The following is a 24,096-nucleotide window of genomic DNA, read 5'->3' as shown; positions in this document are numbered from 1 at the left end:
CGCCGCAACCGCCGACGGATCGGGGGTTGGCGAACCGGTCGGGAACGGTCAGGATCTCTGCGTGGGGCCGAACCTGTCCACGGCGGTCGCCGTCGTAGCGATGATCAGCGCACTGGGCGCCGCGCTCTTCGCTGTCGTCCGACTACTCGCCCGACGGGGCATCGCCACCGCCACCCAGCGCGCCACCTACGAGGTCCTGCACACCGCCGGTCTGGCCGCCGAGCCACTCCGGACCGGACTGACCCCGACCAGCGCGGCGAAGGCGGTACGTCATCTGCGTACCCTGGTCGGCTCCGCCGGGCTGGCGCTGGCGGACCGCGACCGGATCCTGGCGCTCGACGGCCGGGGTGGGCACCACGGCGAGCAGTTGCGGGCCGCCGCGGCGCAGACGATCGACACCCGCCGCTCGACCGTGCTCGGCGAGGCCGAGCTGCGCTGCGACCGGGTCGACTGCCCGGTCCGGGGTGCGGTGGTGGCGCCGCTGACCGGGCCGGACGGCCGGGCCGCCGGTGCGATGGTGGCGATCGCCGACGACCAGCCGGCACCCGGCCTGGTCCAAGCCGCGCTGGAGACCGCACACTGGGCCGGCACCCAGCTCGCCCTCGCCGAACTGGACTCGTCCCGGGAACGGCTGGCCCGGGCCGAGGTACGCGCGCTGCGCGCCCAGATCAGTCCGCACTTCATCTACAACGCGCTGACCGCGATCGGCTCGTTCGTCCGGACCGACCCGGAACGGGCCCGTGAACTGATCCTGGAGTTCGCCGAGTTCACCCGTTACTCGTTCCGGGCGCACGGGGAGTTCACCACCCTCGCCGAGGAGTTGCGCTCGATCGACCGCTACCTGACCATCGAACGGGCCCGGTTCGGCGACCGGTTGCAGGTACGGCTGCAGATCGCTCCCGAGGTGCTGCCGGTCAGTCTGCCGTTCCTCTGCCTGCAGCCGCTGGTCGAGAACGCCGTCCGGCACGGACTGTCCCGCAAACCGGGGGTGGGAATGCTCAGCATCGAGGCACGGGACGCCGGGGCGGAGTGCCACATCATGGTCGAGGACGACGGCGTCGGGATGGATCCCGCCGTGCTCGCCGCCGGGGTGGCCGAGGCCGCCGCCGACACCAGCGACGACTCCGGCCAGCACGTCGGGCTCTCCAACGTGGACGAGCGGCTCCGGTCGGTCTTCGGCGACCAGTTCGGGCTGGTCGTGGAGACCGGCCTCGGCTCCGGCACCAGGGTGAGCATGCGGGTGCCGAAGTTCCACCGCCATGTCCGGGCGAGCGCATGACCGCAGAGAGTTTCCAGCGCCTGAGCGCGAGGAGCGAGCGGAGCGAGCCCCGCAGTCGCGAACGAGAGGTCGGCACCCTGAGCGCGAGGAGCGAGCGGAGCGAGCCCCGCAGTCGCGAACGAGAGGTCGGCACCCTGAGCGCGAGGAGCGAGCGGAGCGAGCCCCGCAGTCGCGAACGAGAGGTCGGCACATGACCGGTTTCCTGCGGGTGCTGGCGGTGGACGACGAACCGCCGGCACTCGACGAGTTGGCGTACCACCTGCGGGCCGATCCGCGGGTGTCCCGGCTGCACACCGCCTCCGACGCCACCGAGGCGCTCCGGCTGCTCCGCGACGCCGACGTCGACGTGGTCTTCCTCGACATCCGGATGCCGGGACTCGACGGCATGGAGTTGGCCCGGGTACTGCGCCGGTTCGCCCGGCCACCGGCGATCGTCTTCGTCACCGCGTACGACGACGGGGCGGTCGACGCCTTCGACCTGGGCGCCACCGACTACGTACGCAAGCCGGTGCGGGCCGAGCGGCTCGCCGAGTCGCTGCGCCGGGTGGTCGGTGCCCGGGTCGTACCGACCCACCCGGCGGCGTTGGCCCGTGCCGAGCCGGACCCGACGATCCCGGTCGAGCTGGCCGGCACGACCCGGATGCTGCCCCGCTCGGCGGTGCGCTGGGTGGAGGCGCAGGGCGACTATGCCCGGCTGCACACCGCCGACGGCTCCCACCTGGTCCGGGTGCCGCTGGCCACCCTCGCCGAGCGCTGGGCCGACGCGGGCTTCGTCCGGATCCACCGGTCGTACCTGGTCCAGCTCCGGCTCATCGCCGAACTGCGGCTGACCAACTCCGGATACGTCGTGGTGATCGACGAAACCGAGTTGCCGGTCAGCCGGCGGCACACCCGGGAGCTGAAGGACAAGCTGGTCCGGGCCGCGAAACAGGACTGGAACCGCTGACCAGAGCTGCCCACCGGCGAGGAAGGGGCCTTGTCGCCGCCCGCTTCCCGCGGCGGCAGGGGGCTGCCACGCCACGCCCGCCAGACCGGTTGGTCTTCGCCGGCCAGCCCGATTCCGCCCCGGCCGGCTCCGCCGGCTCAGGCGGCGGCCCGGTCCGGCAGTGCGCGACGCCGCCGGTTCGGGTCGGCCAGCACCGGCGGTCGCCAGGCACCGTCCACCTGGTAGACGTCGGTGCCGGGCGGCACGATCTCGTCGATGCGGTCGAGTGTCGCGTCGTCCAGGGTGAGCGACGCACCGGCGAGCAGGTCGTCGAGCTGCTCCATCGTCCGGGGTCCGATGATCACCGAGCTGACGGCGGGGTGCGCCACGGCGAAGGCCACCGCGAGCTGGGGCAGCGTGCAGCCGAGTCCGGTGGCGAGGTCCACCAGTTGTTCGACGATCTCCAACTTGGCGGCGTTCACCGGCAGCGACGGGTCGAAACGGGCCGGCGCCAGCTGGGGACGCCCGCTGGACAGGTCGACCGGCTGGCCCTTCCGGTACCGGCCGGAAAGGAATCCCCAGGCCAGCGGACTCCAGGTCAGCACACCCATGCCGTACCGCTGGCAGACCGGCAGCACGGAGGTCTCGACGCCCCGGGCCAGGATGGAGTACGGCGGCTGCTCGGTCCGGAACCGTCCGAGGCCGCGCCGCTCGGCCACGTGGTGCGCCTCGACGATCTCCTCCGGTGGGAACGTCGAGCAGCCGAATGCGCGGATCTTGCCCTGGGTCACCAGGTCGTTCAGTACCCAGAGGGTCTCCTCGACGTCGGTGTTGTGGTCCGGGCGGTGCACCTGGTAGAGGTCGATCCGGTCGGTGCCCAGGCGGCGCAGGCTCTCCTCGACCGCGGTGACGATCCAGCGTCGGGAGTTGCCCCGCCGGTTGCGACCCTCGCCCATCGGAAAGTGGACCTTGGTGGCCAGCACCACGTCGTCCCGCCGCCCCCGCAGCGCCTTGCCGACGATCTCCTCGGACTCGCCCGCGGAGTACATGTCGGCGGTGTCGACAACGTTGATGCCCTGGTCGAGGGCGGCATGGACGATGCGTACGCAGTCGTCATGGTCCGGGTTGCCGATCGCACCGAACATCATGGTGCCGAGGCAGTAGCTGCTCACCTCGATACCGGTGCCGCCGAGAATGCGGTAACGCACGGTCGTGCTCCTTCTGTCCGTGGTCCGGACCACGGTCGGCGTCGTCGGCACCGATCGGCGTGGCCGGGCTGGCTGGTGGCCGTACCGTACGAGCTGGAGTCGACTCTAGGTCAAGCCGCTACGCTGGGAAGATGGCCGACTCGACAGGCACGCTGACGATCAGCGAGGTGGCGCACCGGACCGGCCTGAGCGTGCACGCGCTGCGCTTCTACGAGCGCGAGGGTGTCCTGGCCGATCCGGTCCGCCGGGACGCCGCCGGCCGGCGCCGCTACTCGGAAGCGGACGTGGGCTGGCTGACGGTCTGCATCGTGCTGCGTGAGTCCGGCATGCCGCTGCCGGAGATCCGCCGCTACACCGAACTGGTCCGGCAGGGTGGCGGTACCGAGGCCGAACGACTCGCCCTGATGCGGGTGCACCGCGAGCGGGTGCTCCAGCAGATCGCCCAGCTCACCCGCTCCCTCGACCTGATCAACTACAAGGTCGGGGTGTACGAGGACGCGGTCGGGACGACCGCGTCCTCGCCGACCGTCGCGACCGGCTGATCCACGCGGCGGCCCACCGTCAGGAGCAGCAGCCTCCGGCGGTCCCGGATCCCACCGTGACGGCCTGCTTCCCGCCGAGGTCGGTGACCTCGCCGCACGCGCAGGTGTCGTCGGCGCCGGGCTGGGCCTCGGCGGACCTGCCGTACTGGTCCGAGTCACCCTTGACCACGTACACCTCCCACGGTTCGTCGCCGGGCCCGCGTACCCAGACCTTGTCCTGCAGGGCGTAGCAGCAGGTGGTGTCGTTCTCGGTCAGGGTGATCAGCCCGGCCTCGGTGAGCCGTTCGGTGGCGGCGTCGACCTCCTCGCGGTCGAAGACCTCGACGCCGAGGTGGTCCAGCACCGTGGGCTGATCGGGGGCACCTTCGAGCAGGACGAGCTTGAGCGGCGGCTGTTCGATGGCGAAGTTGGCGTACCCCGGTCGGCGCTTGGCCGGCTCGGTCCCGAACAGTTTCGAGTAGAACGCCACGGAGCCCTCCAGGTCGGAGACGCGCAGCGCGAGTTGGACGCGGGACATCGGTCTACCTCCGTTTGGTTGTGGTCGGCGGACGATGGGCACGCCCGTCAGCGCGGACGCCGGCGCACGTGGTGGGCCGGCCATCGCCCCGTCCCTGTCTAGATGGTTTTCGAAGCAGCTCCCACTGTCGCATCCTGTTTTGACGTCTGTCAAGGTAGATGTATATCGAAACAAGAGCCGCCGATGCCGGACCTCCCGCGACGGCATGCCGCACTCCGCCGGACACCGGAGACCGGAGAGCCGGCCAGGCCGCGCCTACACTGCGCGGCATGACCCAACCGGCCCCGCACACCGTCCGGTCTCTCGCCTCCGAACTGCGCGCACTCGGCGTCGCCCCGGGTGACGTACTGCTGCTGCACTCGTCGTACCGGAGTCTCGGGTTCGTGGCCGGCGGCGTCCAGGCGGTGGTCCAGGCGTTCCTCGACACGCTCGGTCCCGAGGGGACACTGGTCGTACCGACGCACACGTCCGACAACACGGACCCGGCCGGCTGGCAGCATCCGCCGGTCCCGGAGTCGTGGTGGCCGGTGATCCGTGCGCAGTCCCCCGGCTTCGACCCCGCGCGTACGCCGCCGAGCCGCTGGATGGGTGTCATCCCCAACGTGGTCCGCACCTGGCCGGGTGCGTTGCGCAGTTCCCACCCGCAGGTCTCGTTCGCCGCGCTGGGCGCGCGGGCGGCGGAGATCCTGGCCGGGCACCGGCTCGACGACGCGCTGGGCGAGACCTCCCCGCTCGGCGCGGTCTACCGGCTCGACGGCAGGGTGCTGCTGCTCGGCTGCGACCACGGCTCGAACACCTCGCTGCACCTGGCGGAGTACCGGCAGGAGTCGCCGGTCCGGGCCACCACCGGCTCCTCCGTGGTGGGACCGGACGGCACCAGCCGGTGGACTGAATGGGTCGACGTGGATGCGGACGAGAGCGACCTCGCACGGCTCGGCACGGATTTCGAGGCGACCGGCGGTGTGACGGTCGGACCGGTCGGCAACGCCGACGCCCGGCTGATGCCGCAGCGGGAACTGGTGGACTTCGCCACCTCCTGGATGGCCGCCAACCGCACGTGACGGGCCGGACCCGGCAACACCTCCCGCCCGGGACTCCGGCGGCCGCGCAGCGCGATGGCCTCCCCGACCGCGAGCTGAAAAGATCAACCGCAGTTCGTGTCGGCTGACGATGACGGGGAGCCCGATGTACGCGACACCACTCGGCGACGACGAGGCCGAACTGCGCCCGCTCGAACCGTGGCAGGCGGACGAGTTCCTAGCCCACATCGACCGGGGACGCGACCACATCGGACAGTACGTCCCCCTGCCCGACCGGGTCTCGGACCTGGAATCGAGCCGCTCGTTCCTCCAGGCGTACGCCGACAGGGCCGCCGCCGACACCGGCCGGATCTGGGGTATCTGGGCCGACGACACCCTGGTCGGCGGGGTGCTCTTCCGGACCCTGGACGTGACCACCGGGTGCGCCGAGGCGGGCTGCTGGCTGGAACCGTCGGCGGTGGGGCGGGGTCTGGTCACCCGCGCGGTAGGCGTCATCATCGACTGGGCGGTCGGGACCCGCGGCATCCACCGGATCGAGTGGCGGGTCGCCTCGGAGAACAAGCCCAGCATCGCGGTGGCCCGACGCCTCGGGATGACCAGGGACGGCGTGCTCCGGGAAGCTGTTCCGTACCGTGGGGCGCGGCAGGACATCGAGCTGTGGTCGGTGCTCGCCCCCGAGTGGCGGGCAGTCCGGCAGGCGAACTCGGAAACGCCTCACCAGCCCGCCGGCTGATGCCGCGACGGATCGTCGGACGTGTCAGACTCCCCCGATGGTCGAGGACGGTGACGAGGACGCCCTGAAGCCCGCCGAACTGGTGCCGATCGAGGGCGGCACATGGAGCGGACTGCTGTTCGACAATCCACGAATCGGGTTGGCGCCCGCGCTGACCTGGAGCTTCCGGTTCCCGTTCCAGGAGGTCTCCCGGGACTACGGGGACAGCCCGATTTTCGTGGACGTCGACTGGTTGCCGCTGCCCGGAGCCGACTGGCCCGCCATGGCAGGACACGTCGTACGGGATGTCGGCGAATTCGCCGAATCGAGCGTCTACTTCTTCCAACACCGCCGGTACGACACGTTCGACCTGGAGATCGTCGCGCAGGACGGGCCCCGGCTCCACGTCCGGACCACCCTCTCCGGCGACCTGGACGAACTGGGCATCGACCCGGTCACCGCCGACGCCTGGCTGGACTTCACCGGCATCGTCGTCTCACTCAGCGACACGACGCCCGACGCGTCGGCGCTCGCCCGGCTCCGAGCCTTCACCGCGACCGACGGCTTGTCGTACTCGCCGGGGCACATCGAATCCTCGTACCGTTTCACGCCGACCGGCTGACGCTTGTCGAACTGCTTTCTCCATCGGCCGGGAAACCCGGCGAAACCTACTGGACAGGCGCCGTCCACAGTGCCGCGACGCCGGGTGACAGCAGTCGGTGCCCTGGTCGGGACGCATGTCCCGACCAGGGCACCGTCGTAGAAACAGGTCCGCTCCGACCAACTCGGCGCCGAGACGGCGATCGATGACGATTCCGGGTGTAAAACCCACGCTCCGAGGTACCTACCCCATGTCGCGACGGATGCCGTCGCGGCGCCCAGCACGGGGGCAGTGGCGAGAGGCGGAGGAGACCGATGGAACTGACAGCCACGACGACCATCCGGAAACCACGATCGGAGATCTACGCGCACTGGCGGCGCCTCGACACGCTGCCGGCGTTCATGGCCCACGTCGAGGAGATCCACGTCAGGGACGATCGGACCAGCCACTGGCGGGCGACCGCGCCGTTCGACCGGACCGTGGCGTGGGACGCGGAAATCACCGAGGACGTACCGAACGAGCGGATCGCCTGGCGTTCCGTCGGCGACGCCGACGTACCGAACACCGGCAACGTGGTGTTCTCGCCCGGCCCGGACGGTCAGAGCACGGAGGTCCACGTACAGCTCAGCTACGACATCCCCGGCGGTGAACTCGGCCGGGCGGTGGCCCGCTACTTCGGCGAGGAGCCGCACCAGCAGCTCGACGACGACCTCCGACGGTTGAAGCAGGTGTTGGAGACCGGTGAGATCGTCCGGTCGGACGGGGCGCCCTGGGGCAAGCACGCCCGGCGGGAGTTTCCGCAGCGCCCGGCCCAGCCGATGTCGGCCGAGGAACTACGGAAGGGAGCCGGATCGTGAAAGCGAACGTCTGGGCCGGCCGCAACAAGGTCGAGGTACGCGACGTACCGGACCCCCGCATCCTGAACAGCCGGGACGCCATCGTCCGGATCACCTCGACCGCTATCTGCGGCTCCGACCTGCACCTCGTCGACGGGTACGTGCCGAGCATGCAGGACGGCGACGTTCTCGGCCACGAGTTCATGGGAGAGGTCGTCGAGGTCGGCTCCGGGGTGCCCCGGGACCGGCTACGGGTCGGCGACCGGGTGGTCGTACCGTTCCCGATCGCCTGCGGTGCCTGTGCCGCCTGTGTGGCCGAGATGTACTCCTGTTGCGAGAACAGCAACCCGAACGCCGGAGCCGCGGAGAAGATCTTCGGCCACCCGGTCGGCGGGATCTACGGCTACTCCCATCTCACCGGAGGCTACGCCGGTGGGCAGGCCCAGTACGCCCGCGTCCCGTTCGCCGACGTCAACCCGCTGAAGATCGAGTCGGATCTCAGCGACGAGCAGGTGCTGTTCCTCTCCGACATCCTGCCCACCGGCTACATGGGCGCCGAGATGTGCGACATCCAACCCAGCGACACCGTCGCGGTCTGGGGCGCCGGCCCGGTCGGACAGTTCGCGTTGGACAGCGCCCGACTCCTGGGCGCGAAACAGGTCATCGCCATCTGCCCGGCGCCCTACCGGCTGCGGATGGCCGAGCAGGCCGGCTTCCTGACCGTCAACTCGGACGAGGTGGACGTCCGGTCCCGGCTGCTGGAACTCACCGGTGGTCGGGGTCCGGACAAGTGCATCGACGCAGTCGGCTCGGAGGCGACCCACGGCAGCGCTCCGATCCGGGCGTACGACCGGGTCAAGCAGGCGGTACGCGCGGAGAGCGACCGGCCGCACGCGCTCCGGCAGGCGATCATGTCCTGCCGCAGCGGCGGCGTGGTCTCGGTGATCGGTGTGTACTCGGGGCTCATCGACAAATTCCCCGCCGGTGCCTGGATGAACCGGTCGCTGACGCTGCGCGCCGGCCAGTGCCACGTGCAGCGCTACATGCGGCCGCTGCTCCGTCGCATCGAGGAGCGGCAGCTGGACCCGACGAGGATCATCACCCACACGATGCCGCTGGACGAGGCGCCGCGTGGCTTCGACATCTTCAAGAACAAGCAGGACGAGTGCGAGAAGGTCGTCCTCAAGGTCTGACGGACACCGGCCAGGTCGGGGGCGGCGTCGACGTCGGCGCCGCCCTCGACCGTGTCCGGCCTTCTGCCGGCGGGCCAGCCACCCGTCGCGGGCACCGCCCGCCCGACCCGACCGTGCTGCTCGTTACTCGCGATGTCGGTAGGATCAGGCAAGGGATAGAGAGCATCGCCATAACGTTTTCCCTGCTCAGACTGTTTTGATTGGTCTGTCGACATCCACGGACACATAAGCAGTCCGACAATGAGCAGGAGTGCCCCATGAAGATCGGCCACGGCTTCCACGCCACCATGACCGCGCGGCCCGGAGAGGGTGACGCGTTGGTCGAACTGCTGCTCGACGCGCCGGTGACGTCCCATCAGGACTGCCTGGTCTTCCTGGTCGGCCGCTCGGCCAGCAACAGCGACATCGTCCACGTCACGGAGGGCTGGACCAGCCGGGAGGCGCACAGCGACTTCTTCGCGAGTGCGGCGGCACAGGCGTACACCGCGCGGTTCGCACCGCTGCTCGCCCACGACCCCCGGTACGCCGACGAGGTCCCCGTCGGCGGCAAGGTCGCCCTCGGCTGACCCCGGCGCCGACGGTCGCCCGGCCCACCGTTCAGCCGGCGGACCCGGCTGATCCCCTCCCTCCCTCCCCGGTCCTTCGGACCGGAACCCCGAACAAAAGGACGCCACGTGACCCCGGTACGCCCCGACACCGACCGCGAGCTGCGCGCACTTCTCGCCGAACTGCCGCCGACACCCCCGCTCAGCCCCGAGATCCTCGCGCAACTGCGCCAACTCCCGCCGACGCCGGTCGAAACCCTCCTGCAGGGTCGCGCGGTCGACCGACGCGAGGTCACCGTCCCCAGCCCGGACGGCACGCGGATCCCACTCTCGATCCTCAGTCCCGCCGGAGCCGACCCGGCCACGCCGGCACCCTGCGTCTACTGGATCCACGGCGGGGGCATGATCATGGGAGACCGCTTCTCGAACATCGACATCCCGCTGGAGTGGCTCGACCTGTTCGGCGCCGTCGTGATCTCGGTCGACTACCGACTGGCACCGGAGGCCACCGGCACGACCCTGGTCGACGACTGCTACCAGGGACTGCTCTGGGCCGTTGGGCACGCCGACGAACTGGGCATCGATCCCGCCCGCGTCGTCGTCGCGGGCATCAGCGCCGGAGGGGGCCTCGCTGCCGGGGTCACCCTGATGGCTCGGGACCGAGCCACGCCCGCGATCGCCGCCCAGCTGCTGATCTGCCCCATGCTCGACCACCGCAACATCACCACGTCGAGCCGGCAGTACTCCGGCGCGCCCGGAGTCTGGACCCGTGAGATGAACGAGTACGGCTGGCGCGCGGTGCTCGGCGACCTCGCCGACGCCTACGTGCCCGGCCACGTCTCGCCCGCCGTCGCCGACGACCTCTCCGGTCTGCCGACCACCTACGTCGACGCCGGCTCCGCCGAGGTCTTCCGGGACGAGGACGTCAACTACGCCAGCAGGATCTGGGCGGCCGGCGGCCAGGCCGAACTGCACATCTGGGCGGGCGGCTTCCACGGCTTCGACGCGCTGTATCCGCAGGTACGGGTCTCGGCCGCCGCGCGAAGGACCCGCAACGACTGGCTCGCCCGGCTCCTCCTCCCGGCCGGCGCCCCGGTCGCACCGAACCTGTCGCCGACGGTGCCGGACCAGCCTCCGCAGGTGTCGACCCGCTGATTGACCAGGCCCGAGGCAGGCCGGCGGCACCCGGATCTTCCAGGCCCGCCTCCGGACCGGTCCTGGCACCGGGGCCTCGGCGCGTCCGGCGGCGTCACGGCCGTCGCGCCGCCCGGGACAGCAGGGCCACCCACACCTGGCGCTGATCCGGTACCCGGCTCGTGCCCGCGTTGCCGGACACCGGTGAATACCATGAGGCCCGGTGACGCCGGGCACCCTCGACAGTGGATCGACGGGTCCGTCGGCACCGTCCCGCACACGCCCGGAAAGGCAAAATGACAGTCACTGCCGACGATCTCGATCTGGCGCTCGCCAGCATGACCGGTACGCTCGCCTCCGCCGTCGACCAGGACTGGTCCACTCGGGCGGGTTCCCTGGAGTGGGACTGCTGGCACACCGCCGAGCACGTGGGCGACGTGCTGATGTCCTACGCGGCCCAACTCGTCGCCCGACCGACCACCCGCTATGTCCGTTTCCTGGCGAACGCCGACGCGGACGCCACCCCGGCCGAGGTGCTGGAGTTCGCCCACACCGGCGGTGGCATCCTCGTCGCGGCCGTACGCACCACCCCGTCCCAGGTACGCGCCTACCACCCGACCGGGATGGCCGACGCCGCCGGCTTCGCCGCGATGGGGTGTGTCGAGGTACTCGTGCACGGTCAGGACATCGCCGAGGGCCTCGGTGTGGAACTCGACGCACCACGTGAGGTCTGCGCCCGGGTGCTCGCCCGACTGTTCCCGGACACCCCGGCCGAACTCCTCGACCTGGACCCGTGGACGGTGCTGCGCTGGGCCGCCGGGCGTCTCGACCTGGTTGGACAGCCCCGTCGGGAAAAGTGGCGATGGCATGGTGCGCCCATCGGGGAGAGCTGACCCGGCACCGATCCCGACGACCGTGCCCGGCCGGGCCATCCGCCAGCCACCGGGCCACCGGGCCACCGGGCCACCGGAGGAGCCCACCTGCACCTCGGTATGCCCTCCTGCGACGGGGGACGCCTGAAACGCGAGTCGTGGCATGCATCGTGCTCTGCCGATTTCGAGGCGGAGTACGATGCGTGCCATCGTCCCGAGATGAGCCGCGCCGGAGCAGCCGATGACCGTCGACGCAACGATGGCCCGCATCAACCAAGGGGTGCAGTTGCACCACCATCAGGGCCAGCGTGAGGCTGCTCGCGACCTGTTCGCCCAGATCTGGGATGAGATCGACGGTGAGCGCGGCGATCCTCTGCACGTTTGCGTCCTCGCGCACGCGATGGCCGACGTGCAGGACGACGTACACCAGGAGTTGGTCTGGGATCAGCGGGCGTTGGCCGCGGCCGACCTGCTCACCGATGCCCGGATCGCCCAGGCCGGGGTGCCGATGACGGTGGCCGGTCTGTATCCGTCGCTGCACCTCAACCTGGCGGACTGCTACCGCAAGCTCGGCGACCTCGACCGTGCGCGCGAGCACCTCCAGGTTGCGGAGGCGGGGATGGGCGCGCTTGGCGATGACGAGTACGGGCAGCTGATCAAGGGTGGCCTGGATCGGCTGACGCAGCTGTTGACCCCCAGGTAGGCGCCAGAATCGGCACCGAGGTTGGGTACAGCCGCCTCGGGATCGGCGTGTACCAGCAGGCGTGGCCGTCCGTCGCCGTGAGTCGTCCTGCCCGTGGCGAGGCTGCCGACGGGAATTGGACGGAGGAGGGTCCGGTACGCGTGCCGCCCGGTCGGTGCGGTCTCGGCCGGCCTGGAGTTACCCCGGCTTGTGGCCCGTGGATGGCCTGGCACCTTCGTGCTTCTCGTCGGCCGGCCGTAGGTGCTCCCACTGCGGGTCGTAGCAGACAAGCCCATGCTCGGCGGCCAACCTGGCGGCCTCGGCTGACAGCTCCCTCGATCTCCCGTAGGGCATCGTCAGATAGATCATCGGTCCGGACGCGTCGTCGAGCAGGGAGCCCCACTCAGACGTTGCGCCGCCGGTCATCTCGGCCCAGCGCTCGGTCAGCGCCACGGCGTAGACCCGGATGCGTGGGGTCGGGGGAAACTCCTCGTCCTCCATGAACTCCTGGTAGAGCCGCTCGTAGACAACGCCGCCGTCGACATCGTCAGCCGGAGGGGTGCCTTCCCACACCGCAAGGTCGTAGCTCATGCCGGCAGTGTGCCGCCCTGTACCGACATCACGTCCGCCGAGGGTCCAGACGAACCGGAGAGCACAGGTAGGGCACGCGACGCGGCTGGGTACGGCGGAAAGGCCGAGCAGGCGGCGACCCCGTGAAACGGCGGGAAAAGCCAGTCCCGGGGTCGGACCGGCGCCAGCCGGAGGCCCAACACGACGGCGGCCAGCCACGCGGCTTCCGTAACGCCTCGGTCCGCACAGCACCCCGACCCGTCGAAGGAGGCGAGCCGACAGTGAACGGCCTGTGCGAACATGGTCAGCATGCCGATTCCACGAAAGGGCTATGCCGCGTAGGCGCCCGGCGCAGCTCCGCGCTGACTCAACCTACCGACGGCCACTCGACGGGACCACCTCCGTCATCCCAGGACTCTCACGTCGGGGCCTGATGGCCGTCGCCTATCTCGAGCGAGCCCGCTTGTGGGACCGGGCCGTCTCTGATGCACTCAAGGACTGGTCCTGGTTTGTCCGCCACCCCGGACGGCGCTTGTGGGACCCGAATGCTGGCTGCGGAATCATGCAGTGCTGCCCCAATCCGCCGGAAGTTCGTTGGATTCTTGACGTCGCGATCGCCGCACTGCCCAGGGAGGACGCCCGTCGCCTCCGAAAACAGGTCGCCGCCCTCGATGACCTGTGGTGATGGTTCCTACGAGGTAGGTCGCGGTGGAGGCGGCTACCGGCAGGATCGGCGCCCTCCCGCCCCGGCGCCGCAGACGTCCGGGCGCAGTGATCCACCAAAGCGAAGGCCCAGGATCGGAGATTGCTCTCTGACCTGGGCCTCAGCTTGTGGAGCGGGTGACGGGAATCGAACCCGCACTGTCAGCTTGGGAAGCTGATGTTCTGCCATTGAACTACACCCGCGAGCGGCCCCCACTGTACCTGGTTGGCGGCGTTCGCGCACTCACCGGGCCCCGTACCGGCGTGGCCGCGCACAGGCTGTCCGTCCGGGCCAGATCCACCAAAACCACGCCGGAACTGGTCGTTTGTAATGGTCAGTCGCCCGGGTAACGTCCGCCCCACTTGCAACAGTGGCTCTCAGTTGCCATTCAGCCACTGTGCGGAAGCAAAGGGTGAGGCAATGGCGTTGCACACACATCGACGGTCGGTACGCCAATTCGGCGTGACGACCGCTGCGCTCGTACTCCTGCTCGGTTCGACGGTGGTGCCGGTGGCGCCCGCAGTCGCGTCCGGCCGTGCCGGTGGTACGCCGGACGGTGGTCTCGCGGACGGCACCAGCGGCTCGGACTGCGTCGTCCCGGGCAGTGGCCATTCCACCGCGAAGGCCCGTCCCGGCGGCCCGTACGCGGTCGAGCCGAACGTGCTCACTCCGGCGGAGGCGGCCGAGCGGGACCGGGAGCTGGACTCGACCTACGCCGAGCGGGTCGGGGTTGCCCCGCCAGCCCTGAACCGGACCATGCGGACCACTGTCGACGTGGTCTTCCACGTGGTCACGAAGGACCGGAGCCGCGCCGGGGGCAACATTCCGCAGTCGATGATCGAGGCACAGATCAAGGTCATGAACGACTCCTTCGCGGGTCGGACCGGCGGAGCCTGGACACCGTTCCGGTTCCGGCTGAAGAAAGTGAACCGGGTGGTCAACCCGGCCTGGTATCCGATCGTCTCGGAGAGCCCGGCCGAGGTGCAGATGAAGCGCGCGTTGCGGGTCGGCGGCAAGGAGACGCTGAACATCTACACCGGGCTGCTCGCCGACGAACTGCTCGGCTGGGCGACCTTCCCGGAGCGGAAGCTGGACCCGTACGACGGGGTGGTGATTCTCGCCGAGTCGCTGCCCGGCGGGCAGGAGAAGCCGTACCACGAGGGGGACACCGCCACCCACGAGGTGGGGCACTGGCTGAACCTCTACCACACCTTCCAGCAGGGCTGTGCGGGCGAGGGCGACCACGTCGACGACACCCCGGCGGAGGCGGAGCCGGGTTTCGGCTGCCCGGTAGGGCGGGACAGCTGCCCGATGCGGCGGGGCCGCGATCCGGTCCACAACTTCATGGACTACTCGGTCGACTCCTGCATGCGGGAGTTCACCGTCGGGCAGATGTTCCGGATGCTGAAGGCGTGGATGGCGTTCCGCGAGCCGCAGCGCTGACCGCCGATCCGGACCCCCGCCGGCACGGCCACGTCAGGCCGCGGGCAGCGCTTCCTCCTCGGCCAGGACCCGGCGACGGCCACGCCGCCGGGAACCGACACCGCCCCGGGTGCTGACCCCGGTGGCGCCGGACGGATCCAGCCAGACCTGGACCGCCGGCCGCGCCGCGTCGTCACCGGCGAGCGGGGTGGCGCCGTTGCTGCCGTGCCGGGCCAGCATCGCCACGTCGACGGTGAACTCGAAGAGCCGCCAGTCGACCTGCGGTGCCGCCCGCAGGTTGCTGGCGAGCCGCTCGACCCGGGCCTGGTCGGTCACCCGCCGGGCCCGGCCGGCGACGTACGCCTCGTCGTCACTGTCCTCCGGAGGGAACGAGTGCAACGCGTACCGACCGTCGCGTTCGAGGTCGCGACGTTTCGGTGAGTCGACGACAAAGCAGAACAGCCCGTCGTCGGTGATGACCGGAGAGACCGGGTGCACGCGCGGCCCACCGTCGGCGCGCACGGTCGCCAGATAGCCGAGACCCGGCCCGTACTGCTGGAGGAGGGCGCGGATCGCGCCGGCGAGGTTGGGCTCGTCAGCGGCGAATTCGGACCAGGATGCCATGCGTACATTCTATCGAACACATGTTCGATCACCTACCCGACCCGCCGGCTCCGACCGCCATCCGGGACGGCCGCGACGCTGGTCCGCACACTGACTCGCTAAGGTGGCACGGTGCTGCTCTCCGACCACGACCTGGTGATCGAGATCAAGGCGGGCGCTCTCGCGCTGGAGCCCTTCGAACCGGCGCTGGTGCAACCCTCCAGCATCGACGTACGGCTCGACCGGCTGTTCCGGGTCTTCAACAACCACCTGTACACCCACATCGACCCGGCGGTGCAGCAGGACGACCTGACCTCACTGGTCGACGTGCCGGACGGTGAGCCGTTTGTCCTGCACCCCGGCGAGTTCGTGCTCGCCTCCACCCTTGAGGTGATCTCCCTCGGCGACCAGCTCGCCGGCCGACTCGAAGGCAAGTCCAGCCTGGGACGGCTGGGCCTGCTCACCCACTCCACCGCCGGTTTCATCGACCCCGGCTTCTCCGGCCACGTCACGCTGGAACTCTCGAACGTGGCGAACCTGCCGATCCGGCTCTGGCCCGGGATGAAGATCGGGCAGCTCTGCATCTTCCGGCTCTCGTCGCCGTCCGAGCACCCGTACGGCTCGGCCGTCTACGGGTCGCGCTACCAGGGTCAGCGTGGCCCGACCCCGAGCCGCTCCTGGCAGAACTGGCGCACCTGGTCGACCCGCTGAACCAGTCGCCGAGCCTTGACCCGCTGAACCACGGGTGGACCGGCTGAGCCACGCGGACACTGGTCGCCGGGAAAGAACAGCGGTAACCGGGTGGGACGACAACAGGCCCCGGTCGCATCGCGCGACCGGGGCCTGCCGTCGTGCCGTCGTCCACGGCCCCGACCCGAGGTGTACCCGGGCCGGAGCCGTGGCCAGCGTCAGGGCCGACCGAAGCCGGCTATGCTGCCGACACTGTCCATTCTCGCCATTCTGACCGGCTCGCCGGCCGTGGAGGCGTGCACGATCCAGCCGTCGCCGACGTACATCCCGACGTGGCTGATCGGAGAGAAGTAGAAGACCAGGTCCCCGGGCTTCAGTTGGGAGCGGGTGACCCGGTCGGTGATGCTGTACTGCCGGGCGGCGTTGTGCGGCAGGGAGACCCCGGCCTGGGCCCACGACCGCAGGGTCAGCCCGGAACAGTCGTACGAGCCCGGTCCCTCGGCGCCCCAGACGTACGGCTTGCCGATCTGTGCGCAGGCGTACTTGACCGCCGTACCCTGGTCACCACCGGGGTAGGTCGCCGGGCAGGGGGCGGGCCGCAGCGGGCCGCCGGCACCCTTGCCGTACGCCTCGATCCGCATCCGCTGCAGCTTGTCGATCTCGGCGTCGATTTCCTTCTTCTTCTTCGCCTGCTCGGCCTCGGTCTTGGTCAGTTCGATGACCAGGGCGTCCAGCGGCGCCTTCTGCTCGGCGTACTTGTTCTTGAGGTCGACGACCGTCTGCACCTCGCGCTGCTCGCGGCGGGCGAACTGGTCGAGCACCGAGAGCTGACCGACGAGCGCGCTCGGGGTCTTGTTGCTGAGCAGGGCGTTCATCATCGACGCGCGGTCGCCCTTGTACGCCTGTACGGCGAACTCGCTGACCCGGTCCATCGCCGTGTCGATCTGCTTCTGCAGCGGGGCGATCTTCTCCTGCAGCGCCTTGGCCTGCTTCTTCTTCTTCGCCAGATCCTCACGGGTGGCGTTGTGCTTCTCGATCAGTGGCTCGAGCTCGCGCCAGTTCTTGTCGATCTGGCTCTCGATCTCGGAGACCGACGGCTCGGCGAGGGCGGGCGTCATGCCGACGAACAGCACGGCGACGCTGGCGATCGCGGCGAGCGTGGTGGTGAGGATGGACCGTCGCAAGCGGGTCTTCGCCGTCCGGGCGCCGGTTGACACCGGGCGCGGGGACGACGACCGCGGGGCGGGGGCTGCCACCGGGGTCCGTACTCCTTCTTCCTCAAGTCCGCCTACCGGGTTAGCTGACGGGTTCGGGCGGGAAGAGATTCGCCCTACCGCTGACGCGCGGATTCACCCCATGGTGCCCGGGTCCCCGGCTCGTATGAGTCGTTGGTTTTCGACGATTCGGCGGTGTCGAGACGTGGTCGCCGGACTGGCGGCCTGCCACCGCCTCGACGGTCCCCAACACTAGAGAAGCCTGTTATCCAAACGCAACCCGTCCTTACCGCTAATTCGTACCGCATCGGGCCGGTCGCGCACCGTGTGGAGTGGATCGACAATTCACCGCGCCGCCGGACCGGCGAGATGATTCGTTACCCGAAGACCAGTCGCGTTGACATCTGTAGATGGATTTCCTGCGTGACGCGCTGCCGGGGCGTGCCCGGAGCTGCTCACGAGGTGGTCGCCGCCTCCTGGTCGGAGGGTGCGTCACGGTCCGGAGGCGTCCCCTGGTCGGGAGGCGGTGACACCCTCGTGGCCGTTTCGGCCGGCGCGTCCACCACCGCGGTCAGTACGTCGTCGAGGGTGACCACGCCGAGCGGTGTGCGACCGTCGCTGACCAGCACCATGTGCCGCCGCTCCCGGCGCATCGACAACAGCAGGTCGGCCAGGGTCCGGTCCGGGGGCACCACGGCCAACGGCCGGATCAGTTCGGCCGGCACCGGGGCCCGGCGCGTCGCGCCGGCGTACCCGAGCATGTCCTTCACGTGCACGAAGCCCAGCACCCGCCGGCCGGCCCGCTCGACCACCGGAAACCGGGACCGGCCGGTCCGGGTGGCCAGCACCTCCAGTGAGGCCGGCGAGACGTCCTCGGCGACCGTGGTGACCTCGGCCCACGGCCGCAACGCGTCGGCGGCGGTACGCCGGTGCAGCGCCAGTGCCCCGGTGATCCGGGCGTGCTCCTCCGAGCCGAGCAGTCCCTCGGTACGCGCCTGCGAGACCAGCCCGGCGAGTTCCTCGGCGGTGAAGACCGTCTTCACCGCGTCGGCCGCCTCGATCCGCCAGAGCCGCAGGATCCGTGCCGAGATCCACTTCATGGTCAGCAGCAGCGGCTTGGTCGCCAGGCAGAACGCCAGCATCGCCGGCCCCAGCCAGAGCGCCGACGGCTCCGGCCCGGCCAGGGTGATGTTCTTCGGCACCATCTCGCCGACCACCGTGTGCAGGAAGACGACCAGCGCCAGGGCGAGCACGAACGCGACCGGATGCACCGCCCGGTCCGGCATCCCGAGCGTGTGGAACGGCTCCTCCAGCAGGTGGGCCAGGGCCGGCTCGGCGATCGCACCCAACCCGAGCGAACAGATGGTGATACCGAGCTGGGCGCCGGCGATCATCAGTGGGATCTGGTTCATCGCCGACAACGCCCAGCGGGCCCGCTTGGATTGGGTCGCGAGCGGCTCGATCACGGTACGCCTGGACGCGATCAGGGCGAACTCACTGCCCACGAAGAAGGCGTTGCCGAGCAGCAGCGCCGTGGTGATAAGCAGGTTGATCATCGCTCGTCCGGATCCTCCGGGCGGACCACCCGGACCTGCTCGATCCGGTGCCGCACCACCTCGACGACCGTGAACTCGAAGCCGGACTCCGTCACCGTCTCACCGGCGACCGGGATGTGCCCGAGCCGGGCGAGCAGAAAGCCGGCCAGTGTCTCGTACGGGCCCTCGGGCAGTCGGAAGCCGGTCCGCTCGGCCAGCTCGTCCGCGCGCAGCACCCCGTCGACCAGTACCGCCCGCTCTCCGCCCGGCGCGGTCAGCTCGATTTCCCCGGCGGCCGTCGCATCCGGCCCGCCGGCCCCCCGGACGGCGCCGCCGCTGCGGTCACCGGCGACGCCCCCGACGTCGTCGCCGGGTCGGGACGGCCTCGGTACGGCGACCGGGTCGACGGCGTCGAACTCGTCGGCGATCTCCCCGACCAGCTCCTCCACCAGGTCCTCGACGGTCACCACCCCGTCGGTGCCGCCGTACTCGTCGACCACGATCGCCAGGTCGGCACCGGCCGCCCGGAGTGCGGCGAGGACCCCGTCGAGATCGAGGCTCTCCGGCACGTACACCGGTTCCCGGGCGACCGCGGCCACCGTCGTGGTCGCCCGCCGGTCCGGCGGTACGCCGAGCGCGTCGACCACCCCGGCCACCCCGGTCACCAGGTCGAGGGTCTCCTCGTAGACCGGGAACCGGGTCCGGCCGGACCGCCGGGCCAGCGCGAGCAGCTCGGCGACCGAGGCGGTGGCCCGCAGCGCGACCACGTCGACCCGGGGCGTCATCGCCTCGGCGGCCCGCTTGTCACCGAACCGGATCGTCCGCTGCAACAGCATCGCGGTCTCCCGGGGCAGCGCACCGGCCTGCGCCGAGATCGCCGCCAGCAGACCCAGCTCCTCCGGCGACCGGGCGCTGGCCAGCTCCTCCTGCGGCTCGACCCCGAGCCGGCGGACCAGCCAGTTGGCCGAGTTGTTCAACCCCCGGATCAGCCAGCCGAAGGTACGGGAGAAGGCCCGCATCGGCGCGGCGGTGGCCAGCGCCACCGGCATCGGCCGGGCCAGGGCGGCGTTCTTCGGCACCAGTTCGCCGAAGAGCATCGAGAGCAGGGTGGCCAGGGCGAGCGCCAGCAGCGGGGTCACCCGGTCGGTGTGCTCCCCGGCGAGCGGCCGCAGCGCCGGGGTGAAGAGTTCGGCCAGCGCCGGCTCGGCGAGATAGCCGGTGAGCAGGGCCGTGATGGTGATGCCGAGCTGCGCGCCGGAAAGCTGGAAGGAGAGTTCCCGCAGCGCCTTGCGGACCGTGCCGGCCCGCCGGTCGCCGCCGGTCACCCGCCGGTCGAGTTCAGCCCGGTCGACGGTGACCAGCGCGAACTCGGCCGCGACAAAAAACGCGTTTCCGCCGGTCAGCAGGACGAAGCCGAGCAGCGGCAGCAGCGTGGTCAGGAGTAGGGCGTCGATGGTCGGTTCACCTCTGCCGGAATTGCGGCCCGCCCGCGGTTATGAGCACACTACCGGCCCGCCCGGCCTCCGACCGGCCCGCCCACGCACCGACGCTCGACCCGCCCGGAGACCGACGCTCGACCCGCCCACGCACCGACCTGTCGGCTCACTGCCGGCCGGCGTCACCCGGCGGGCGGGTCGTCCCCCGTCCGGCGTCGTGCCGGCGCGGCGGCGGGCGGTGCGCCCCGGTGAGCGCCCGTCAACGCCGGTAGCAGCGCCAACCGTGGGCGTCCCCCGGATCGGGGTTGTCCGGGAAGGCGCCGTCGCCGTACGCGTCCCGGCAGGCGAGGTCCAGGTCGACGGTGCGGGACGACAGGAGGATGCGGTCGCACTCCCAACCGCCGTCGCCGCGTGGGTCCGCCCAACTCGTACCCCCGACGTGCCGGTCGCAGTACCCGTCGATCATCCGCGCCAGCGCGTCCCGGCCGTCGGGACCGAGCAGCACCGGCTGTGGCGGAGCCGCCGGTGGTGGCGGCACAACCGGCGCACCCGTCGTACCGCCGGGGGCCGGCGTCGGCGTACCGGCCGGTCCGGTCGGTCGACGGGGGCTGGTCGACGGTGTGGGTGTCGCCCGGTCCCCCGGGGCGGACGCCGTCGGGGTCGGACTCGGCGACGGGTCCGGCGTACCGCTCGGCGCCACCCCGCTCGGCGTGGCCACCGGTACGGCCGGTGGCGGCTGCGGCGCCGAGGACGGCGTCGAGCCCCGGCTGCCGTGCACCGGTACGCCGACCTGCGGTTCAGGCTCACCCCAGATGAGCGGACGTACCGCGGTCGGCCCGAACGACGCGGCGGCGACCAGCACTCCGACGCCGAGCCCGAGTACCGAGAGCAGCCGGATCCGGCCACCGCCCCGCTCCCGGCCCGTCGCGCCGCGCCGACCACCGGCGATCTGTCCGGCCGCCCCCTGGGCGCGTCCAGCGCGGTGCCGACCTGTCGAATCCGCCGCCGTTGCTTCCGGTGCGTTTCCCGTCACCCGCCGCCAGCCTCCTCACACTTCGGGCCGTTCGAGTCCGTGGCCCCCCGGTTGACGCCGGCCCATCGGCCGCCGTCAGCGCCTGCAACGTCAACAGGTACGGCGCGACGCCGACTCCGGTTCACCACGGTGCGTGACCGTGGTGGCCGAGACCGCGTCGGGTGCCGATCCCCAGGTTTTGATCAGGTGACGACGACTAGCGTCGAAATCGTGATCAGTGCCCTGGATTCGCTCGCCGACGAGCCCGCACCGCTGACCGGAATCGCCGGCTGGGCCACCGACCTGATGGATACGCTCGGTGCACCCGGAGCGGGTCTGGCGGTCGCGCTGGAGAATCTCTTCCCGCCGCTGCCGAGCGAGATCATCTTGCCACTCGCCGGTTTCGCCGCGAGTCAGGGCGACATGAATCTCGCCTCGGCGATCTTCTGGACCACCCTGGGCTCGGTGGTCGGCGCGGTCGCGCTCTACTACATCGGCGCGCTGCTCGGCCGCGACCGTACCCGCGCCCTGATCGCCCGGCTGCCGCTGGTCAAGCTCAGCGACGTGGACCGGACCGAGGCGTGGTTCATCCGGCACGGCAAGAGCACGGTGTTCTTCGGCCGGATGATCCCGATCTTCCGCAGTCTGATCTCGATTCCGGCCGGGATCGAACGGATGCCGCTCGGCACGTTCCTGATCTGCACGGCCCTGGGCAGCCTGATCTGGAACACCGTCTTCGTACTCGCCGGCTACCTGCTCGGCGAGAACTGGCACCTGGTCGAGGGGTACGCCGGCATCCTGCAGAACGTGGTGATCGTGGCGGTCGTGCTCGGCATCGCCTGGTTCGTGATCTCCCGACTGGTCCGGCGCAACCGCCCACCCCGGGGTCAGCACCGAGGCTGACCCGACCGGCCGCACCAGCCCCGGACCGCCCTCAGCCGCCGAGGTAACGCAGGACGGCGAGTACCCGCCGGCTGTAGCCGGTCACGTGCGACAGGTCGAGTTTGTCGAAGATCGCGTTCACGTGTTTCTCCACCGCGCTCTGCGAGACGTGCAACTGCTCGGCGATGGTCGCGTTCGTGTGCCCCTGCGCCATGTGGTCGAGAACCGTGCGCTCGCGGGCGGTGAGTCGGCTCAGCGGGTCGGTGTGGCTGGTCCGGGCCAGCAGTTGCCGCACCACCTCCGGGTCGAACGCGGCCCCGCCGGAGCCCACCCGGAGCAGCGCGTCCAGGAACTCGCCGACCTGGGCCACCCGGTCCTTCAGCAGGTAGCCGACCCCGCCACCGGCGTCGGTCAGCAGATCCACGGCGTAACGCTTCTCGACGTACTGGGAGAGGACCAGGACCCCGACGGCAGGCCAGCGGCGGCGGATCTCCAGCGCGGCGCGCAGTCCTTCGTCGGTGTGCGTCGGCGGCATCCGTACGTCGGCCACCACCACCTCCGGCGGGTCGGCGGCGACGGCCGCGAGTAGCGCGCCCGCGTCACCCACGGCGGCCGTGACCTGATGTCCCTCCTCCGCCAGCAGCCGGACCAGTCCCTCGCGGAGCAGGATCGAGTCCTCGGCCAGGATCACCCGCACGGCAACTCCGCCCGGATCCGGGTCGGCCCGCCGACCGGGCTCGTCACCTCGAACCGGCCGTCCACGGCGGCCACCCGTCGGGCCAGCCCGGAGAGTCCGCCACCGTCCGGATCGGCACCGCCGACACCATCGTCAGTGATCATGACCGTCAACCTTCCCTCCCCGTCGTGGACCACGACGTCGACCCGGCCGGCCCGGGAGTGCCGGGCGGCGTTTGTCACCGCCTCGGAAACCACGAAGTACGCGGCCGTCTCGACCGTCCGGGGCGGCCGGACGGTGAGCCTGCAGTCGACCCGTACCGGCAGCCCGGCGGCCTCGGCGACCCGGGCCAGCGCGTCGGCGAGCCCCAGGTTGTCCAGCGCGGTGGGATGCACCCGCCAGGCCACCTCGCGCAACTCGTCCAGGGCCCGTCCGGTCTCCTCGTGCGCCTGCCGGAGCAACTCCGCCGCCTTCGCCGGGTCAGTGCTGCGCCGGGCCCGCCCGACCAGCAGACCGAGCGCCACCAGCCGCTGCTGTACGCCGTCGTGCAGGTCCCGCTCGATCCGCCGCCGTTCCGCGTCCACCGCCGCGACGATCCCGGCCCGGCTGCTGGCCAGCTCGGTGATCCGCCGTTCCAGCACCTCCCGGCTACTCGGGCCGAGGAACCGCCGGGCCAGCCGACGGTCCAGCGCGACGGCACCGAGGCCGCCCTGCACCACCAGGAAGAGACCGAGCAGTGCGAGGACGAACTGGCCGAGGAGCAGCGGTGGGGAGCTCTCGCCGTGCAGCGCCTCCCAGACCCAGACCCCGCCGGCCAGTACGCCCCACCCGAACAGCAGCAGTACGGCGCCGCCGAGCAGACCCACCGTCCAGCGCAGCGCGAGGTAGCGCACCGCCCGGCGACCGCTGTAGTCGGCGGCGTTCTCGCAGCCCAGGAAGGTCGCGAGGCGCCAACGCTCGACCTCGGCGAGGTGCCGGGCGCCGACCTCGATCCAGTCGACGATCCGGTGCACGGTCTGCTGCCGTCCGTGCGGTCGGGTCCAGGCCGCCAGCAGCACCGAGCCGAGCCCCAGCAGGTACGTCACCTCCACCACCGCGGTCAGCGCGCCGAGCAGGAGGCCGCCCCCGAGCCGGAGCCAGCGCCGGGCCAGGCCGCCCAGCAGCCGCCCGGGGCCGTGGTGGGCGCTCGCCACACCGCTGCCAGCGGTCGCTTCGTCCGACAGTGCCGACACCTCTGGAGGCTACCTGTGCGGTTTTCCGCACCTCG

The 24,096-nt window shown here is 70.9% G+C and carries 25 protein-coding genes, 1 tRNA gene and 1 riboswitch; of the genes, 15 read left to right on the top strand and 11 right to left on the bottom strand.

Annotated features, from left to right (window positions below):
• Positions 1-61: 61 nt before the first annotated feature.
• Both V1633_RS08890 and V1633_RS08885 read left to right on the top strand, forming a co-directional pair.
• Positions 62-1,279 carry a sensor histidine kinase gene (locus tag V1633_RS08890; RefSeq protein ID WP_331213701.1) on the top strand — a complete coding sequence of 406 codons (1,218 nt, stop codon included), beginning with the start codon at positions 62-64 and terminating at the stop codon, positions 1,277-1,279.
• 190 nt (positions 1,280-1,469) lie between these two features.
• Entirely contained in the window at positions 1,470-2,225 is a 756-nt protein-coding gene (locus tag V1633_RS08885) for a LytR/AlgR family response regulator transcription factor (protein ID WP_331213700.1), read from the top strand.
• A 137-nt stretch (positions 2,226-2,362) separates the two neighbouring features.
• On the opposite strand, the gene V1633_RS08880 is transcribed toward V1633_RS08885, so the two are convergent.
• Positions 2,363-3,412, bottom strand: a complete 1,050-nt coding sequence (locus tag V1633_RS08880) for an aldo/keto reductase (RefSeq protein ID WP_331213699.1) — start codon at positions 3,410-3,412, stop codon at positions 2,363-2,365.
• 131 nt (positions 3,413-3,543) lie between these two features.
• Here V1633_RS08880 and V1633_RS08875 point away from each other — a divergent pair, with 131 nt between their 5' ends.
• Entirely contained in the window at positions 3,544-3,954 is a 411-nt protein-coding gene (locus V1633_RS08875; RefSeq protein ID WP_331213698.1) for a MerR family transcriptional regulator, read from the top strand.
• A 19-nt stretch (positions 3,955-3,973) separates the two neighbouring features.
• Here the strand turns inward: V1633_RS08875 and V1633_RS08870 are convergent, their stop codons facing one another.
• Positions 3,974-4,471, bottom strand: coding sequence for an ArsI/CadI family heavy metal resistance metalloenzyme (locus tag V1633_RS08870; RefSeq protein ID WP_331213697.1), 498 nt, complete (start codon positions 4,469-4,471; stop codon positions 3,974-3,976).
• A 269-nt stretch (positions 4,472-4,740) separates the two neighbouring features.
• Between V1633_RS08870 and V1633_RS08865 the strand changes: the two genes are divergently transcribed.
• From V1633_RS08865 to V1633_RS08825, 9 genes are all read left to right on the top strand, one after another.
• Positions 4,741-5,532 carry an aminoglycoside N(3)-acetyltransferase gene (locus V1633_RS08865; RefSeq protein WP_331213696.1) on the top strand — a complete coding sequence of 264 codons (792 nt, stop codon included), beginning with the start codon at positions 4,741-4,743 and terminating at the stop codon, positions 5,530-5,532.
• A 124-nt stretch (positions 5,533-5,656) separates the two neighbouring features.
• Entirely contained in the window at positions 5,657-6,244 is a 588-nt protein-coding gene (locus V1633_RS08860; RefSeq protein WP_331213695.1) for a GNAT family N-acetyltransferase, read from the top strand.
• A gap of 37 nt (positions 6,245-6,281) precedes the next feature.
• Positions 6,282-6,845, top strand: coding sequence for a hypothetical protein (locus tag V1633_RS08855; protein WP_331213694.1), 564 nt, complete (start codon positions 6,282-6,284; stop codon positions 6,843-6,845).
• A gap of 293 nt (positions 6,846-7,138) precedes the next feature.
• Positions 7,139-7,681, top strand: a complete 543-nt coding sequence (locus tag V1633_RS08850; RefSeq protein ID WP_331213693.1) for an SRPBCC family protein — start codon at positions 7,139-7,141, stop codon at positions 7,679-7,681.
• The gene (locus V1633_RS08845; protein WP_331213692.1) at positions 7,678-8,853 is read left to right on the top strand and encodes a zinc-dependent alcohol dehydrogenase; all 1,176 of its coding nucleotides are present in this window, start codon (positions 7,678-7,680) and stop codon (positions 8,851-8,853) included. Before V1633_RS08850 ends, V1633_RS08845 begins: the two co-directional genes overlap by 4 nt.
• Positions 8,854-9,110: 257 nt before the next feature.
• On the top strand, positions 9,111-9,419 hold the full coding sequence (locus V1633_RS08840; protein WP_331213691.1) for a putative quinol monooxygenase: 309 nt from the start codon (positions 9,111-9,113) through the stop codon (positions 9,417-9,419).
• A 108-nt stretch (positions 9,420-9,527) separates the two neighbouring features.
• Entirely contained in the window at positions 9,528-10,553 is a 1,026-nt protein-coding gene (locus V1633_RS08835; protein WP_331213690.1) for an alpha/beta hydrolase, read from the top strand.
• A 275-nt stretch (positions 10,554-10,828) separates the two neighbouring features.
• A complete protein-coding gene (locus tag V1633_RS08830; RefSeq protein ID WP_331213689.1) occupies positions 10,829-11,425 on the top strand; it encodes a maleylpyruvate isomerase N-terminal domain-containing protein in 597 nt (198 codons plus the stop codon).
• A gap of 220 nt (positions 11,426-11,645) precedes the next feature.
• Positions 11,646-12,107 carry a tetratricopeptide repeat protein gene (locus V1633_RS08825; protein WP_331213688.1) on the top strand — a complete coding sequence of 154 codons (462 nt, stop codon included), beginning with the start codon at positions 11,646-11,648 and terminating at the stop codon, positions 12,105-12,107.
• A gap of 177 nt (positions 12,108-12,284) precedes the next feature.
• On the opposite strand, the gene V1633_RS08820 is transcribed toward V1633_RS08825, so the two are convergent.
• The gene (locus V1633_RS08820) at positions 12,285-12,677 is read right to left on the bottom strand and encodes a hypothetical protein (RefSeq protein WP_331213687.1); all 393 of its coding nucleotides are present in this window, start codon (positions 12,675-12,677) and stop codon (positions 12,285-12,287) included.
• A gap of 811 nt (positions 12,678-13,488) precedes the next feature.
• Positions 13,489-13,562: transfer RNA gene (locus tag V1633_RS08815), tRNA-Gly, on the bottom strand.
• A gap of 217 nt (positions 13,563-13,779) precedes the next feature.
• Between V1633_RS08815 and V1633_RS08810 the strand changes: the two genes are divergently transcribed.
• The gene (locus V1633_RS08810; protein WP_407951983.1) at positions 13,780-14,802 is read left to right on the top strand and encodes a zinc metalloprotease; all 1,023 of its coding nucleotides are present in this window, start codon (positions 13,780-13,782) and stop codon (positions 14,800-14,802) included.
• 33 nt (positions 14,803-14,835) lie between these two features.
• On the opposite strand, the gene V1633_RS08805 is transcribed toward V1633_RS08810, so the two are convergent.
• Positions 14,836-15,405, bottom strand: coding sequence for a pyridoxamine 5'-phosphate oxidase family protein (locus tag V1633_RS08805; RefSeq protein WP_331213685.1), 570 nt, complete (start codon positions 15,403-15,405; stop codon positions 14,836-14,838).
• A gap of 111 nt (positions 15,406-15,516) precedes the next feature.
• Here V1633_RS08805 and dcd point away from each other — a divergent pair, with 111 nt between their 5' ends.
• Positions 15,517-16,095, top strand: a complete 579-nt coding sequence (gene dcd / locus V1633_RS08800; RefSeq protein ID WP_331213684.1) for a dCTP deaminase — start codon at positions 15,517-15,519, stop codon at positions 16,093-16,095.
• Positions 16,096-16,292: 197 nt separating this feature from the next.
• On the opposite strand, the gene V1633_RS08795 is transcribed toward dcd, so the two are convergent.
• From V1633_RS08795 to V1633_RS08780, 4 genes are all read right to left on the bottom strand, one after another.
• Entirely contained in the window at positions 16,293-17,258 is a 966-nt protein-coding gene (locus tag V1633_RS08795; RefSeq protein ID WP_331213683.1) for a C40 family peptidase, read from the bottom strand.
• An 86-nt stretch (positions 17,259-17,344) separates the two neighbouring features.
• Positions 17,345-17,493: riboswitch (cyclic di-AMP (ydaO/yuaA leader) on the bottom strand.
• Positions 17,494-17,743: 250 nt separating this feature from the next.
• Positions 17,744-18,844 carry a hemolysin family protein gene (locus V1633_RS08790; protein ID WP_331213682.1) on the bottom strand — a complete coding sequence of 367 codons (1,101 nt, stop codon included), beginning with the start codon at positions 18,842-18,844 and terminating at the stop codon, positions 17,744-17,746.
• Complete coding sequence (locus V1633_RS08785; protein WP_331213824.1) at positions 18,841-20,250, bottom strand: hemolysin family protein; 1,410 nt, start codon at positions 20,248-20,250, stop codon at positions 18,841-18,843. The genes V1633_RS08790 and V1633_RS08785 overlap by 4 nt, the downstream gene beginning before the upstream one ends.
• A 268-nt stretch (positions 20,251-20,518) precedes the next feature.
• Complete coding sequence (locus V1633_RS08780; protein ID WP_331213681.1) at positions 20,519-21,292, bottom strand: hypothetical protein; 774 nt, start codon at positions 21,290-21,292, stop codon at positions 20,519-20,521.
• 252 nt (positions 21,293-21,544) lie between these two features.
• On the opposite strand from V1633_RS08780, the gene V1633_RS08775 reads away from it, so the two are divergent.
• Positions 21,545-22,174, top strand: a complete 630-nt coding sequence (locus V1633_RS08775) for a DedA family protein (protein ID WP_407951994.1) — start codon at positions 21,545-21,547, stop codon at positions 22,172-22,174.
• 31 nt (positions 22,175-22,205) lie between these two features.
• On the opposite strand, the gene V1633_RS08770 is transcribed toward V1633_RS08775, so the two are convergent.
• Positions 22,206-22,850 (bottom strand): response regulator transcription factor, encoded by a 645-nt coding sequence (locus tag V1633_RS08770; RefSeq protein WP_331213680.1) that lies wholly within the window; start codon positions 22,848-22,850, stop codon positions 22,206-22,208.
• A complete protein-coding gene (locus V1633_RS08765; protein ID WP_331213679.1) occupies positions 22,841-24,061 on the bottom strand; it encodes a sensor histidine kinase in 1,221 nt (406 codons plus the stop codon). Before V1633_RS08765 ends, V1633_RS08770 begins: the two co-directional genes overlap by 10 nt.
• Between the last annotated feature and the right edge of the window lie 35 nt (positions 24,062-24,096).

The sequence above is a fragment of the Plantactinospora sonchi genome, from assembly GCF_036422035.1.
GTDB lineage: Bacteria > Actinomycetota > Actinomycetes > Mycobacteriales > Micromonosporaceae > Plantactinospora > Plantactinospora sonchi.
This window is presented reverse-complemented; position numbering and strand designations above follow the sequence as displayed.

Bases quoted from the DNA above. Each gene is read 5' to 3' on its own strand.
- V1633_RS08820 (WP_331213687.1), bottom strand. From the start codon at position 12,677: ATGAGCTACGACCTTGCGGTGTGGGAAGGCACCCCTCCGGCTGACGAT.
- V1633_RS08825 (WP_331213688.1), top strand. From the start codon at position 11,646: ATGACCGTCGACGCAACGATGGCCCGCATCAACCAAGGGGTGCAGTTG.
- V1633_RS08865 (WP_331213696.1), top strand. From the start codon at position 4,741: ATGACCCAACCGGCCCCGCACACCGTCCGGTCTCTCGCCTCCGAACTG.
- V1633_RS08860 (WP_331213695.1), top strand. From the start codon at position 5,657: ATGTACGCGACACCACTCGGCGACGACGAGGCCGAACTGCGCCCGCTC.
- V1633_RS08790 (WP_331213682.1), bottom strand. From the start codon at position 18,844: ATGATCAACCTGCTTATCACCACGGCGCTGCTGCTCGGCAACGCCTTC.
- V1633_RS08810 (WP_407951983.1), top strand. From the start codon at position 13,780: ATGGCGTTGCACACACATCGACGGTCGGTACGCCAATTCGGCGTGACG.
- V1633_RS08850 (WP_331213693.1), top strand. From the start codon at position 7,139: ATGGAACTGACAGCCACGACGACCATCCGGAAACCACGATCGGAGATC.
- V1633_RS08805 (WP_331213685.1), bottom strand. From the start codon at position 15,405: ATGGCATCCTGGTCCGAATTCGCCGCTGACGAGCCCAACCTCGCCGGC.
- V1633_RS08885 (WP_331213700.1), top strand. From the start codon at position 1,470: ATGACCGGTTTCCTGCGGGTGCTGGCGGTGGACGACGAACCGCCGGCA.
- V1633_RS08830 (WP_331213689.1), top strand. From the start codon at position 10,829: ATGACAGTCACTGCCGACGATCTCGATCTGGCGCTCGCCAGCATGACC.
- V1633_RS08840 (WP_331213691.1), top strand. From the start codon at position 9,111: ATGAAGATCGGCCACGGCTTCCACGCCACCATGACCGCGCGGCCCGGA.
- V1633_RS08875 (WP_331213698.1), top strand. From the start codon at position 3,544: ATGGCCGACTCGACAGGCACGCTGACGATCAGCGAGGTGGCGCACCGG.
- V1633_RS08870 (WP_331213697.1), bottom strand. From the start codon at position 4,471: ATGTCCCGCGTCCAACTCGCGCTGCGCGTCTCCGACCTGGAGGGCTCC.
- V1633_RS08855 (WP_331213694.1), top strand. From the start codon at position 6,282: ATGGTCGAGGACGGTGACGAGGACGCCCTGAAGCCCGCCGAACTGGTG.